At 45.0% G+C, this 15758-nt stretch carries 9 protein-coding genes; 6 read left to right on the plus strand and 3 right to left on the minus strand.

Annotation, left to right across the window (positions count from 1 at the left end; all coding sequences use genetic code 11):
* Positions 1-239 precede the first annotated feature (239 nt).
* Positions 240-2192 (minus strand): S-layer homology domain-containing protein, encoded by a 1953-nt coding sequence (locus HQN90_RS22950; protein WP_173223005.1) that lies wholly within the window; start codon positions 2190-2192, stop codon positions 240-242.
* 79 nt (positions 2193-2271) lie between these two features.
* A complete protein-coding gene (locus tag HQN90_RS22955) occupies positions 2272-8625 on the minus strand; it encodes a dockerin type I domain-containing protein (protein ID WP_173223007.1) in 6354 nt (2117 codons plus the stop codon).
* 552 nt (positions 8626-9177) lie between these two features.
* Here HQN90_RS22955 and deoB point away from each other — a divergent pair.
* Genes deoB through HQN90_RS22975 form a run of 4 tightly spaced genes read left to right on the plus strand, consistent with a single transcriptional unit; the run spans position 9178 to position 13338 of the window.
* On the plus strand, positions 9178-10356 hold the full coding sequence (deoB, locus tag HQN90_RS22960; RefSeq protein ID WP_173223009.1) for a phosphopentomutase: 1179 nt from the start codon (positions 9178-9180) through the stop codon (positions 10354-10356).
* A gap of 10 nt (positions 10357-10366) precedes the next feature.
* Positions 10367-11185, plus strand: coding sequence for a purine-nucleoside phosphorylase (locus HQN90_RS22965; RefSeq protein ID WP_173223011.1), 819 nt, complete (start codon positions 10367-10369; stop codon positions 11183-11185).
* Positions 11186-11210: 25 nt separating this feature from the next.
* A complete protein-coding gene (locus HQN90_RS22970) occupies positions 11211-12035 on the plus strand; it encodes a purine-nucleoside phosphorylase (RefSeq protein ID WP_173223012.1) in 825 nt (274 codons plus the stop codon).
* Between the two features lies 1 nt (position 12036).
* Positions 12037-13338 (plus strand): pyrimidine-nucleoside phosphorylase, encoded by a 1302-nt coding sequence (locus HQN90_RS22975; protein WP_173223014.1) that lies wholly within the window; start codon positions 12037-12039, stop codon positions 13336-13338.
* Between the two features lie 97 nt (positions 13339-13435).
* Here the strand turns inward: HQN90_RS22975 and HQN90_RS22980 are convergent, their stop codons facing one another.
* Positions 13436-13672 carry a LytR/AlgR family response regulator transcription factor gene (locus HQN90_RS22980; protein ID WP_173223016.1) on the minus strand — a complete coding sequence of 79 codons (237 nt, stop codon included), beginning with the start codon at positions 13670-13672 and terminating at the stop codon, positions 13436-13438.
* 447 nt (positions 13673-14119) lie between these two features.
* Between HQN90_RS22980 and HQN90_RS22985 the strand changes: the two genes are divergently transcribed.
* Positions 14120-14902, plus strand: coding sequence for an NAD-dependent epimerase/dehydratase family protein (locus tag HQN90_RS22985; protein ID WP_173223018.1), 783 nt, complete (start codon positions 14120-14122; stop codon positions 14900-14902).
* Positions 14903-14937: 35 nt separating this feature from the next.
* The gene (locus tag HQN90_RS22990; protein WP_173223020.1) at positions 14938-15753 is read left to right on the plus strand and encodes an SDR family oxidoreductase; all 816 of its coding nucleotides are present in this window, start codon (positions 14938-14940) and stop codon (positions 15751-15753) included.
* Positions 15754-15758: the final 5 nt, after the last annotated feature.

Here is a 15758-nt window from a genome sequence, read left to right on the forward strand (position 1 = left end):
AAACTTTTGATAATTATCAATTTTACATTTGATTATATTTAAACTATATGACATATTTGTTTGAATGTAAATCGATTTTTCCCGCTATTTCCTTTACAATTCATTAATATTTTGAAAATTTGAATGATTACAAATTCGCATATGTTCATCCTTTTTTTATGCAGAACACACAACAGCCAAGGTGTCAATCTTACGATTGACACCTTAACTTTGACCATGAATTTTGTAATAAAATTTTGTTATTTATTCAATAAATTGTATATAACTTGAGCTGCTTCTGCACGTGAAGTAATGCCTTGCGGTTCGAATATACCATCCTGACGCCCTTGCACCAGATGAAGTTCCGCTGCCTGATTCACAAATGCCGCAGCCCATGAAGAAAACTGAGATTCGTCTGTAAATACCGTGTTTGCATGACCCGTTGGTTGGCTACCATGAGTCACCGCATAGGCCCGCATCATCATTGTAACCATTTCCTCACGAGTAATTTGCGCATTCGGATCGAAAACAGCTTCGCTTTCCCCGTTTACAACTCCCGCTTTTACGGCAATGGCAATCGCTTCTGCATACCAATCACTTGATTTAACATCCGCAAATGAAGGCTGTCCAGTTCCGGTAAGCTTCAACGCTCTAACTAGCAGCGTAGTAAATTCTGCGCGAGTTACACTACGCTCCGGCTCAAACGTTGTTGCGCTCGTTCCGTTCACAAGTTGTTTGGCCGCCAATTCTTTGATGACATCCCCAGCCCAATGATCCTTAGACACATCGCTGAAGGTCTTCGTGACTTCCAGTACGGCATACTTACTAAAGTGGCTGATTTGTGCAACCATTTCACCGTTGCTGTATTGTCCGCCAATGTATTCAAGCTTACCGTCGTCAGCAATATAGTAGATTCCAGCTAATTTCGGATTCACCGATGCGTCCACTTTTATGCGAATCGTAATCGATTGGTCAAATTTTGACAGAACCGCGGCTGTTGAACCATCCGCTTTAGTGACGGACAGCTTGAATTCGTAAACATCACCTATAAGCTTAATAGCTGCTTGAGATTCAGTTTGCCCTTTGGCTATTACATCCTTCGCCGTAGACACTGAGAGCGGCTCAAATAGTAACGAAATCGTACTATCTTTCAATGTTTCTGTGGATAACCCACTCGTTAGTTGTCTAATCAAATCAGCCGGGACGTCTAAAGTTAATTTATCCGTTTTAATTTCAAGCTGATTTTGACCGAGCAGTTGGGCCGAATTAGAAGGAAGCGTAATTTGCTTCACGTCTCCCGACAGCCGGATGACTACCTTCCCATTTTCCGCCGGCTTGCTTATTTCTCCGAGTGTTACCACATGTATGCCATCCTGTTCAGTCTTTGGATCTGGGGTGCTTATAGGTGCTCCACCTCCGCCTCCTCCGCCCCCACCAGGACTGACTTGCGTACTTTTCGCTGGTACTTTCACCGGAATGCTCACTGTACTCGCTTTCGTACCATCCGATATTCTCGTTACTTCCAACACGAGATTCACCGTTGTTTCTACAACCGGTGGAACAATGGTTCCGTTTGTTACAATAACATCTGTGTTACTGGAACTCTTGATCGCTAAGGTAAATCCTTCCGGTACACTTGGCAGCGCTACTTCTGTACCGTCTTTCGCAGGTACGGCGATTGACGTTAGTGAAGATGCAACAGTTGCAGCCGACAAGTAGATATCAAGAGATTTCTTTACTCCTGCCACTAGTGGTTCAATAGCGTCCGTTTGGCTATCCACGAGTTTTACACTTTTAATTTCAATTGAAGCCGTCCCTGACTCTTTCGCTATAAACGTTAAATTGAGCAAACCTATATCCCCATTGTCCCCTGGCACTGCCCCAATTCTGGAATGGGCAAATTGAAGATGACCTTCTGTTGTATCAACGATTGCAGGAACTCGAAATCCTGGAATTTTGGTGTTATCGCTCTTAGGTTTAAACTCCAACCGACTGGGGTCGAAATCAAGATTGACTTCATAGGCATAAGTATCGACAAGGTTAATCCCCATCACGGCGACTTGAATCTCATCACCAACGGATATTGGTTTGTCGTTTAAGATCGTAAGCGAGAAAGAGACTGGACTTGCTGCTGAAGCAAACTGAGGAAGTAGCGAAAAAATAAGCATAGCAGCTACGAGGAGGAATGAGATTAATTTATGGATTCGTATCATTGTATGATTTCCCCTCTCTTTCAAAACAATAAGAGGAGGGCATTGCTGCCTTCCTCCTATTCGTTAAAAAGATACGTTATTAATTAGAATCAAGAATTTTTCTGGATACAATCGCAATATCTTGAATGTCAACTTTACCATCATTGTTGATGTCTGCCATTTTGTAACTATTCCAGTTCAAATCTGCGGATGTTTTCCCATAATACCTGGCCACAATCCCCAAATCTGCAATTGAAATTTTTCCGTCTCCATTCAAATCTCCAAGAATCCCCTTAATAACAGAATCCTTAAATGTTTGCAGAGCCGTATTCAGTGCAGCTAAAGCCAGATCGACATCCTCTTGCTTAGCAGATCCATTGCCAGAAACGGATTGAGCACTTGTTATGGCAGCGAGCAGGACCGCTTTTGTTCCAACAGGGTATTTGCCGACTTGGGTACCTTCAACTGCTGCATTATGCAGATTTTGAGCATCAGTAATCAAAGCGTTCAATGCCGACTTATCTACTGCAGCTTCGATCTGAACATTATAGGAAGTGCCAATGATGTGCAATTCCACGCCAGCTTCATTAGAGATAACTATATTTGAGATGCCAATCGACGTCTGTGGTGTGACGATATTTTTGGCTTTCCAATGAAGCACTAGTAAATCGCCACTTGAGTTAACCGCATTGCTCTCACCTAAACTTGCAGCAATGAATCGGACTTCACCCAATTTTTCCGTCTTGTCAACAAGCTCGAACCCACTTCTAACCGAATTTGCTGAGACAAATTCGACTTTGTCAGGATCATAAGTAAATGTAATATCCTGCGCATACAAATCGCTTGTAACATTCATTAATCCAAATGTCGTATCGAACGAACCGCCAACAGCCACCTTATCCGTACCTTTCAACGTCGAAGTAACGGTGTCGTCTGTTGCAGTCACAATCAACTCTTTGGTGTCACGAACACGAATCCGAGTTCCAGCTGAGTATTTACCTGCAAGACCCAAAGCCTGGAGCGTATCACCAACTTTAACTTTTGGAGCCGGACCTGACTGGGTAGCAATATAACCGTCTGTAAAGACAAGTACCGGTCCGCTGCCGTCGTCAATGATGAAGGATAGGCCGCCATCCTCGATGGATTGAACTTTACCTTCTACTTTCACCAAAAGTCCTTGATTCGTTTCACTTGTAGAATCTTTCGTACTCGCTAATTTCGGAGGAATTGGTGTTCCTGGCATTTTATTCAACTTAATAAAGCTATCCAAGAATTCACCAAACTCTAATTCTTTATTGTTCTCGAATGTTTTGCTATGACCGTAAACACGGACCTTGTCACCTAATTTAAGCGATCCTTCCGGAATCTGATTAAATGCCATAATTCCGCCTGTATCATCTTGAACGTACACAGCGTCATAGAATACACCCGCCGCTGATGTAACTGTACCTTCAATCACAGCATCTTTCTCATCCGGTAAATTACGAACATCTGCAATTTTGGACACGACGGTATCCCGGCCAGCCAACCAATTATAAACGTTCAATGTGAATCTTGGATTGCCTTTGTAGTTAAAGGTCGTATCTTGCTGCTTGTCGTTGAAGATATTCATCCCCGAAACAACAATGCGACCTTGCCCTATTTGCTCAGATGCAATCAAAGGTATTTGTGCCCCGTTATTACTATTGGTGTCTGTATTATAAGTTACAGCTCCACCCTTAAGGTTAACTTGATAAGTGGTCTTATTCCCTTTAACTAAGAGTGTAACCTTGCTGCTGTCCGTCAGCTTGGTTCCGTCAGCTTTATATAGGCTTGAACCACTATAATATTCTATTGTTCTCACAATATCTGTCATATAGTTTGCAACTGGTTCAGGATAAGCCTTTACAGCAAACGGGCTAACTTTAGGGTCACCCCAGAAGTTACCATCTTTACTGTCATCGAATACGCCGTCGTTATTGACTCGAATATCCGATCCAATCGCTTGAAGAATTGGGTTATTGATTGTAGGATCCGCACTGTTGTTGCTCTTCTCTGTTAACAACAATGAACCACCAGCTTTTACAAAGTCTGCAACAGCCGTTTGTTCAGCTGCCGTCAGAGCCGTTTTCGGATGCGAAATCATGAGTACTTTCACACCAGCTAGTACCGCTGGCGTAATCGGAACTTTATTTTCCACAAAAGTGTAACCTTCTGTTTGCAAAATTTTAATCATCGTCTTGAAATTGTCTTTATAGGTTCCCGAGTCTCCAGATGAATTCTCGTTGCCGTGCGCGCCATCCAGCATAACGGTAATGCCTAACGGCGGCTTAATTTTAAACGGTTTCTCAAGCGTATTATCTTTCGCATCATCTCCGGCAGGAGGATCCACGGCTGCGATAAAGGTAATATCCCCACTAATTGGATTATCCCAGTTAAAGGTTGCATATCCCATCGTTTTAGCCGCTAAATCAGCAATTGTATAATCACCAATTTTATGAGCAGCATCAGCTTGGTTGTAATACAAGTGAACATTCAAATTGCTTGCAACTGTTTTACCCAGATTACTTACAAGAGCTTTAATCGTTGCAGGACTTCCGCCTGTGATCGCATCGCCAACAACTTCAATGCCGCTCAAACGAACGTCTGGATTTACTTCTTTGGTCCAGATCGGTGCGGAGTAGGCTTGCTCGCCGTCTTTTTGAGTCACTTTCACGACGAACCATTGCTGTGCTCCAATAACATTGACCTTAGGATCCCATGTAAAGGAAGTTGAATCTGTGGTAGGTACGAATGAATCTATTACCCTGCCACCGTTCGTGATAAGCTCTACTTTTGCAATATTGTCGTTCGACTTGTAGTCTTTCGGTAAAAACTTATAGTCTGGACTTGTCGGCGACTCAGCGACATTATCGCTTCCAGTAATATGGAAATCAAGAGATTGTCTGTCTAGAATCGAACCCATATAATAGCCGTTTGCCGAGAAATCTAACGTCATGTTTGGATCTTCCGTGAAATAAACATGCATGTTTTTCATCGAGCTTAGTAATGAATCTTGAGAAAGATCTTTAGCTACGATAACGGTACGCTTCATTGTTTGACCCCATGTAGCGTCATGGTTATCCTCACCATACGTTGGAGCAACATGCCAGCCAAGATCTAAGGCATTAAAGAACTTATCCTGTGCATTCGCATATCCGTAATGGCCTGAGCCATTTCCTACTTCAAGCATTGTGAAAAGTTTATCGACATTTTTATCGTAAGGGATAAAGTTATCAAACGCATTCGCAGACATAGCCGGGTGGTTGAACTGTGCGACGATATCGTCGTATGTCATGACCCATGCATAGTAATTGTTCAGGTTTTGATAAGCTCCGCCATTAACGACGCGGTCGATAAAATTAGTCGTTCCAAATACGTTGGAGTGACCCCATGTTGTGGAAGTCATTTCAAAAGCCGGGAATACGACGAACTTGTCATTTTTCGTATAATCCTTAGCTAGCTTTTGAGTCAGCTGCCAATCGCTGCCGCCAGTTCTTTCCGTCATGCCGCCTTTGTTGATTACATTATCCGAAGAAGCAAGGCTTGAATCGATATCATGAGAGTGGTCGGAGAATGCAAACCAATCATAGTGATACTTTTCAGCTTCTAGCAGCGCTTTTTCCGGATCGCCAGCAGCGTCATGGGAAATATTCGTGTGATTGTGCGTGGTTCCGCGATAATGATTGCCGCCCGTGAATGGCAGAATGACTTCAAAACTCCATGAGACAGAACTCGGATTGCCTCTCAAGTCTTTCGAGCTCACTTCTACTGCGTGAATGCCAACGGACAGATCTGTCTGAAGTGCTACCGACACATCATTGCCAACAGCGGTGACATACTGAGAAGAAATCGTCGTTCCATCGACTTTTACTACAATCGAATTTTTATCAACGCCGCTCGGATCAGTCAAGGTTAAGGAAATATCCGGCAGCTTGCTTTCCGTTTTTTGCCCTTGAGTTGGAATCATTTTGGAATATGCCGGACCATCCGTATCCACGATGACAGTCACTTTGTTTGGGTTCCCTAAATCTCCGGACGATTGAACCTGTGTTCCCGCTTTAGCTTCAATGTAATATTCTAAGCCAACTACCGGAACGGATTCTTTCACTATATTAGCTGTAAAGTTTGCATTGTCCGTTGAAATCATTGGTACTTTCGTATAGTTTGTATCTCCCTTCGCTCTATAATAGAAGTCCACTGACTGAGCGTTTTGCGCTGTTGCAGTAAAGGCGAGATCTACATCTTTGTACACTTGAGTGATTGGTTCGTGAGCGAAGCTCAACACACCAACAACGTCGGATTTACTTCTCGGAAAGATTTGATACCCAGAAGTAAAAGGAGTTGCTGATTTGTTTTGTCCTACAACGCCCGTAACGGTGTACGTGCTGCCTACAACTAAATCTGTAGCAACATTGATTCCTGCGCCAAGCGTTGGAGCTGCAGCGGTAATAACACGCACAATGACTGATTTGTTATTGGCATCTACGAGAGTCACGTTAAAGTTTGCTCCAGATGCGACAGAACTTGCTACTTTTCCTGTAACTGTAACCAACTTTCCTTCTAATGGCTCTCCTGTTGCATAGCTGGTTAAATCTGCAATATCAGTTAACAGCGGAGCAGGTACAGGAGCAGTACCTAAATTAACAGCTGCAGTAGGCGTGAATTCGAGTAAACCTTGATAAAATTGCAAATAACCGGTAACACGAACATTTACACCTGGATCAATTTGGAAACCTGATGCGGTACCAGAGTAAATGTTTACACCGCTTGTATCATCTTGAATGTAATAATTATTGTTTGTTGATCCGATGACATTGTTTTTAATTGTAGCAACGCCTTCAATCGTATAAAGCATGTTTTGATTGACCGGACTTGCTAATGTATTCACCCCAGCAGCATCATTCACTCTAAGGTCTTTGATTTTGGTAATTGTAAATAAATCGATAGCTACTTTGCCACTCTCGCTATTACTGCCATCTTTAGCAGTGACATAAACCTTTTTGACTGAATCTGTGTTTGTAAATGTCATGCTGAATGAACCATTTGCAGCAGCCGTTGCAGTCGTTACCGGAGTTGGCGAAGTGGCATCCAGGTAAAGAGAAACGGTCGAGTTCGCTACTACTGCACCAGCAGAACCTGTAATTGTTGTTAATGTACTAAATGTAATATTATTGATAACCGGATTCGCCGTTTTCGCCGGAATTGGTTTAATATCAGCATCAAGTACTGCTACGTCAACCCAATCGGTAATTTTGCTTTGAGCATCCAGCTTCACAATGAAGATATGCTGGCCGCTTGTTACCGAGATATCCGTAGCTTCAACTAAACCAAGCGTATAGGCTGTTGCCGGATCACCTACATAAGGACGTGTTTGCGCCCCTGCAGCACCTACGACATATTTCAAGGTTCCACTCGGCACAACTGTTGCTTGCGTTGTTCCGTTCGCAGTTCCTTTCGCCCATGTAATGCCTGTTAATGCAGCTGCTGGCGGTGCCGTTGCTGGTTTGATATTAGCACCAAGCACCGGTACATCTACCCAATCCGTAACTTTGTTCTGTGCGTCAATTCTAGTGATGAAGATGTGTTGACCGGATGTTACCGGAATATCAACATTTACTGCGGGGCCATACGTGCTAGCTGTTACAGTATCACCAACATTAGGCTGCGTTTGAGATCCCGCCGCACCTACTGTATATTTCAGCGTTCCACTTGGGACAGTCGTAGCAGTTGTCGTGCCGGTTGCGCTTCCTTGTGTCCAATTAAGACCTGTTAACGTAGGAGCCGGTACTTTAGGACCTGTATCAACCGGAGTACCCATGATAAGGATATCAGAGATTCTGCTGTTCCCATTAGTTTGAGATATCGTCCCCACCCCATTAGTACCGCTATTCGTTGCGGTAATCGATGCATTGGACGTATTAACCCATCTAATATAAACATTTGCTTGATTATCCACTTCACTAGGCAAATTGATATCTTTTGTCGCAATCGTTGTCGAGAGTGCATATACATCCGAAAATGGAGTGAAATTAGTACCATCTAGACTGTATTGAAGTTGAAAATCCCTCGGACCGCCACCTGTACCATATTGCTTTGAGGAAAGTGTTAAGCCAGAGTATCCTGTTGTGCTGAATTGCGCCTGCCAATATCCTTCTACTGGGGAAGCCCAACCATCCTTATATATTGTGTTGCCAGTGGCTGAGTAAGTAGGTGTTCTACCATTGCTTAATGTCAGCTTTGCGATGCCTTTATTAGTAATAGGATCGCCAGCAGTTGCAGTATCTATATTCGCCGACGAAAATGTCCACCCAGCCACAGCTGAAGCAGCATATGCCTTCTGAACGAGTCCACTAGGCAAAATCATCGTAATCAACATCACGAGCGCCATCGTCAAGCTATACCACTTTTTGTATTTCCCTATTTTTCCAAACATTCAGGCAATACCTCCCTTATCAAATCGCACAACAAAAAAACCATCACAATAAACGCCGCCAATACAACTATCAATCGCGCCTCGCCAAAAGCCCATTGATACCTGTCTAAACCTACACTGTGTTAGTTTGCAACCTACCTCCTAAACATTTAAACACCACCACCCCCCAATAAAATGATAGCGCTTTCCCCTTTTTTCGGTAAATATTCTCACAATTGTAAAAATACTGAACATTTGCGAATCTATTTTTTTACAATTGATACTACCAATATAAATCATTGCTGTTTGTAAGTAAACAATTTTTCAAGGTCATACTACCACTTTAAACTTTATTTGTTTTGTATATATTAACTTAATGTTAAGGTACTGTTAAGAGTCTTATTCTTCATCGCAGAACTTTTGGAAATCGGCCTAATTCAGCTTTCGAATCTATGCAAGATACCAATAAGCTTGTATGATATAAGAAGTGAATGAAATTTAGACCATAATAATATTTACATTTGTTCATTCAATCAGATATGATGAGAATAAGTTAATAAGGAGGTTTTATCATTGCCAAATTTTGAAAGAATTTTCCTAATCGTATTGGATAGTGTAGGCATTGGAGAACTTCCGGATGCCAGCCAATATAACGACATTGGCGCACATACCTTGGGTCATATCGCTGAAACTTTGCATGGTTTGCACCTACCGCATATGGCAGCTCTCGGACTAGGGAATATCGAAGAGTTAAAAGGAATTCCAGCAGCCGCTTCACCAAGAGGGCTCTATGGCAAAATGAATGAAATATCCATAGGAAAAGATACGACAACAGGGCACTGGGAGCTTATGGGCCTGAAAGTTGAAGTTCCGTTCCAAACGTACCCCCAAGGTTTTCCCGCTCCGCTCATTCATACTTTCGAGCAACGCATCGGACGCAAGGTGATTGGCAACATCCCCGCATCAGGTACCGAAATACTGGATGAATACGGTAAGCTCCACCTGGAAACAGGGAGTGTCATTGTGTATACATCTGCAGATAGTGTGCTTCAAATCGCTGCGCACGAAGACATTGTGCCGCTTGAAGAACTTTACCGCATATGCGAGGCAGCTAGAGAACTGACACTTGTGGATGAATATTTCGTCGGACGTGTGATTGCCAGACCCTTCACCGGACAGCCGGGTGCTTGGGAACGCACTTCTAACCGTAGAGACTATTCTGTCAAACCACTCGGTCCAACTGTCTTGAACGCTTTAAATGAAAGCGATTTCGATGTGATTGGTATCGGCAAAATATCCGATATCTACGCAGATGAAGGCATCACCAAATCTATAAAAACCAAATCCAACATGGATGGCGTAGACAAACTGCTTCAAACGTTGGATGCCGAGTTCAGCGGGCTTTGTTTCACAAACCTCGTAGATTTCGACGCTCTATATGGGCATCGCCGAGATCCCAAAGGGTATGGGCAGGCACTCGAGCAATTTGATGCCAAACTTCCTGAAATCTATCAGAAGCTTCGCGAAACTGATCTCTTAATCCTGACAGCGGATCATGGGAATGATCCTATTCACCACGGAACTGATCATACTCGAGAGTACGTGCCTCTCTTAGTTTTTCACCATGGTTTAAGGGAAAGCCGTTCATTGGGCATTCGTAATTCCTTTGCAGACGTAGGAGCTACGGTTGCTGATAATTTCAAGGTCCCGATGCCCTTGTACGGCACTAGCTTCTTATCCAATTTGAAATGAGGTTTTAGGCATGAACAATACGAAAATCCTTGAAGCAGCTGTACATATCCTCCCCTTAATTACGAACATCAGGCCCTCTGTCGGTTTGATTCTCGGTTCGGGACTTGGCGCACTCGCCGATGAAATTGTTAACGGGGTTTCGATTCCATATGAAGACATCCCTCATTTCCCCGTCTCAACGGTAGAAGGTCATGCCGGGCGATTAGTAATTGGCGAATTAATGGGTAAGCAAGTCGTCGCCATGCAGGGGCGTTTTCATTTCTATGAAGGCTATTCCCAGGAAAAAATCACATTTCCGGTACGCGTCATGAAAGCACTAGGCGTTAGGCAAATGATTGTTACCAATGCAGCTGGAGCTTTGCATACCGGATTACACCAGGGGCAGCTGATGCTTATTAACGATCATCTTAATTTTGCATTCGACAATCCGTTGATCGGTCCAAACGACTCTCATCTTGGTGTGAGGTTCCCCGACATGTCCAGGCCTTATGCGCCTAAGCTCATTGAATTAGCCAAAAAAGTAGCGCTCAAGCAAGAGCTTGCTATCGCAGAAGGCGTCTATGCCATGATGTCCGGTCCCACCTATGAGACTCCGGCGGAGATCAGAATGCTTCGCAAACTTGGCGGCGATGCTGTGGGCATGTCAACCGTACCCGAGGTCATTGCGGCCAGACATTCCGGGATCGAGGTTCTAGGTATTTCCTGTATTACAAATATGGCTGCCGGAATACTCCCTCAACCTTTATCTCATGACGAGGTCATGGAAACCGCTGCCCTAGTGAAAAACTCTTTTTTAAGATACATGAAGGCAATCATTGCTAACCTATAACAACAACGCTCGGGAGGCATTACATATGGATAATTGGTTAAAAAAATTAGATGAAGCAGCTTCCTTTATTCGTGAAGCTATACCTGTAAAGCCAGAAATCGGAATGATCCTAGGCTCAGGATTAGGCGTACTTGCAGATGAGGTCCTGAACCCTACTGTCATTCCTTACGAGAAAATCCCCCATTTCCCAACCTCTACCGTTGAAGGTCATTCCGGGGAGCTCGTTGTCGCTCAGCTTCAAGGCAAAACCGTACTTGTAATGAAAGGCCGCTTTCATTTCTATGAAGGCTACCCTATGCAGGAAGTTGTTTTCCCGGTTTATGTCATGAAACGTTTGGGAATTGAGACCCTGATTGTCACTAATGCTGCCGGAGGGATGAATCCTAACTTCGCAGCAGGGGATCTTATGCTAATCACGGATCATATCAACTTTACAGGTGCCAATCCGCTGATTGGACCTAATATCGCCGAACTGGGCCCACGTTTCCCAGATATGTCGGAAGCTTATAACCGCAAGCTCAGAGAAATGGCTGAAGCTAAGGCCGCTGAATTGAACATTCCTTTGCAGCAAGGCGTTTATGTCAGCATATCAGGTCCTACTTATTGCACACCGGCTGAATTGAAAATGCTCGCAGGTATCGGCGGGGATGCCATCGGCATGTCAACGGTCCCTGAAGTTATTGCTGCCAATCATTGCGGTATGCAAGTCGTAGGTATTACCTGTATTACCGATATGGCGGTTGGAGAACATCTTGAGCCTCTGACACATGAACAAGTCGTGCGCGTTGCGGCTGAAGCCAGACCCAAGTTCATTGCACTTATTAAAGAAATCACAGGCGGGGTGAATTAACATGCGGATGGTCGATCTAATCGCCAAGAAAAGAGATGGCGGCGTCTTAAGCAAAACAGAGATTGATTTCATCATTGAGGGATATACCAAAGGGCAAATACCGGACTACCAGTTGTCCGCCTGGGCCATGGCTGTCTATTTTAAAGGAATGACCTCAGAGGAAGTTGCGAACCTGACCATGGCGATGACCCTATCAGGCGATACCGTCAACCTCTCCCAAATCGAGGGAATTAAAGTAGACAAGCACAGTACCGGCGGGGTTGGCGACACCACGACCATCATCCTCGCTCCTTTGGTTGCTGCAGCCGGCATTCCCGTAGCCAAAATGTCTGGCAGAGGTCTCGGCCACACAGGCGGAACCATTGATAAACTGGAAGCAATTCCCGGCTTCCATGTCGAGTTGTCGGCGGAGGAATTCATTCACAACGTCAACGAGTTCAAAATAGCGGTTATCGGCCAAAGCGGCAATTTAACTCCTGCTGACAAAAAATTATACGGTCTTCGCGATGTGACGGCCACCGTAGACTCGATCCCTTTGATCGCCAGCTCGATCATGAGCAAAAAAATCGCCGCAGGCGCAGATGCCATTGTCCTTGACGTCAAAACAGGCGCCGGCGCCTTCATGAAGTCGCTCGATGAAGCCAAGGCGCTTGCCTCTGCCATGGTGGACATCGGCCGCGAGCTTGGTCGGCATACGGTCGCGATCATCAGCGACATGAGTCAGCCACTTGGCTACGCTGTAGGCAACTCCTTAGAAATTAAGGAAGCCATCGATACACTGCGCGGCGAAGGTCCTGAAGACTTAACACACCTAGTTCTGACTTTAGGCGCACATATGGTCGTTCTCGGCGGTAAAGCCGAAAGCTTCGAGCAAGCTTACCAGTTGCTTGAAGAGCTGATCCGCAGCGGCAAAGCGCTCGAAACACTCAAGCAATTCGTAGTCGCCCAAGGCGGAACGGCCGATGTCATCGACGATCCGACAAAGCTGCCTCAAGCACCGTATCAAGTGCATGTAATCGCACCTGCAGGCGGTTATGTCCATGCCATTCAAGCCGAAGAGATCGGCGTGGCGGCTATGCAGCTTGGAGCTGGAAGACCGACCAAGGAGTCATCTATCGATCTGGCCGTTGGCGTCGTGCTCACGAAGAAAGTCGGGCATGCCGTTCGTCAAGGAGAGACCATTGCCATTCTGCATGCGAACCAAGAAGATGTCGCGGCGATCGCTCAGAAAATCGAGCAAGCTTTCGTCATCCAGAGCGATGCCTGTGAAGAGTCTGCCTTGATTTATGACATCATTCAATAGCTTATATACAAAAAAGTCGTGGGTCACCGATTCGGTGCTCCACGACTTTTCTTTTTTTCTACCTGTTCGTCATGTCTTCCTGTTGCAGTAAATCATCTTACAATCTCTCGAAACGCGAAACTGTGTTTTGCAACCAACGGACTGAGTTCGAACGCTTCCATGCATATTCCGAATATGCGGTAATAAACACAAACTGGGTATGCGGCATCTCCTCTCTGATCCACCTTGCCACCTCTATACCCAGTATGCTCGGCATTTGGATATCCAGAAATACGACGTCCACCTGCAGCGCACCGAAAGCCTCCAGCGTATTCTCTTCATCATCGATAAGCATGACGCGTATCTATTGGTTCACTCCCCTGTTTGAATTGTACCGGTTTGCAACCACGATGATGCAGTAGGGAAGACTCTAAAATAACATCAGAAGTTTCAGCCTTCATGTCTTAGATGGTTGAAACACAAGCAGATGGTTGTTGTGAAAAAGGGAGGATGTATTGAAGATGTTTAGTAAGTGACATGTTTCGAGGGTTTCAGCACCTAAATAAAAAAAGGAACCCAGCCAACGGGGCTGGGTTCAAAAGTTTATATTAAAAAGGGGGTCTTGGTTATTATAATACCCGCTAAACATTATGAAACCATAACAGGAATGTTTCAATTATATTACAATTTAGAAAACGCTTTATTTTTCTAATCATTTTCCCAGCTATAGCAAACTGTGTTTATTTTCCTCATAAAGGTTAATGAATAAGGATGACCTATCATAACTCAGGAGGAACCCACCATGAAAATTCTAATCACTGGAGCCGCAGGGCGAATCGGCAGCGTGCTCGCAAATTTTCTGAAAGACCGCTTCACACTCCGTCTCGCGGACCTCGATACACCCATGCTCACCCGATACGCACAAGGCGATCACGAGTACATAGCGCTCAACATTACGGATATTGAGGCGTGCCATCGGGCCTGCCAAGGCATTGACGTGGTCATCCATTTGGCTGCGGACCCTTCTCCACAAGCAGGCTTCTATGAATCGCTGCTGGATAACAACATCAAAGGCACGTTTAATATGTTTCGCGCGGCCAAAGATCAAGGCGTGCGCCGGTTTCTCACAGCTAGCAGCGTGCAGACGATAGAGGGATATCCGCTCGATTCTCAGCTTTATGCGAATATGCCGACTCGTCCTCACAATCTATACGGTGTCAGCAAATGTTTCGCTGAATCGCTGGCCTGCTATTTCGGATACGCGGAACATATGCAAAGTGTTGCGATCCGCATCGGTGCATTCGATAACTCTCCTGCCGAAGAAGAGGATTTGACAGCTAGAGACATGAGCGCCTACCTCCATCCTGCGGATTTATGCGATCTGATCCTCAAAACCATAGTGTCCGATAAGCTGGGACCTTTCACAATCCTTCATGCCATTTCGGATAATCGCTTCAAGCGCCTCGATTTAACGGAGACCAAAACGCTAGTGGACTATGATCCCAAAGCAAATGCTTTTGAAAGAAATCATATTCATTTTCACGACAACCCCCACGATTCGAACCCGCCCAACAAGGGTAAATGACCTTATCATCCGTTCAATCCCTAGGAGGTATTATCATGACTAACTTTGACCATTCCCAAACTCAGCCATCCGCCGATTCGGGGAAAGTTGCGATTGTTACGGGAGCCGCATCTGGAATAGGCTTAGCTTCCGCTATACGTTTGGCTGAAAAAGGCTTCAAAATCGGCCTGCTGAACCGCCCGGGACGTGAACTCGATGAGGCTGTCGAGAAAATCACGGCTTCCGGCGGCGAAGCGATCGCACTGCCGGCAGATATTGCTTTCGAAGAGCAAGTCAAACAAGCCATTCAGACGGTGATGGACCATTGGGGCCGACTTGATGTCCTGGTAGCCAACGCTGGAATTAATGGCGTGCTGTCGCCTATTGCCGATTTGGAGCTGGACGATTGGAACGCGACAATCAATATTAACCTGACAGGCACGTTCCTATGTGTAAAATATGCGGTCGAGCCCCTCAAGCAACAGGGAGGAAGTATTATCATTACGAGCTCGATTAATGGCAATCGTGTTTTCTCTAATTTCGGGATGAGTGCCTACAGCACGTCCAAGGCGGGGCAGGTCGCTTTTATGAAAATGGCTGCGTTGGAGTTAGCCCGCTACAAAATCCGCGTAAACGCCATTTGTCCAGGTGCCATTCATACGAACATTGACGAGAATACGGATCGCCGACCGGAGCTTGAGGAAATAACGATTCCCATCGAATATCCCGAAGGTGATCAGCCGCTTGAGCATAAGCCTGGAACAGCAGGTCAGGTCGCGAATCTGGTCCTTTTCTTGGCTTCCGATCAATCCGACCACATTACCGGAACGTCCGTTTATATTGATGGCGCTGAATCTTTAATTCACGGCTAGTCCTT

The sequence above is a fragment of the Paenibacillus alba genome, from assembly GCF_013204855.1.
Lineage (GTDB): Bacteria > Bacillota > Bacilli > Paenibacillales > NBRC-103111 > Paenibacillus_E > Paenibacillus_E alba.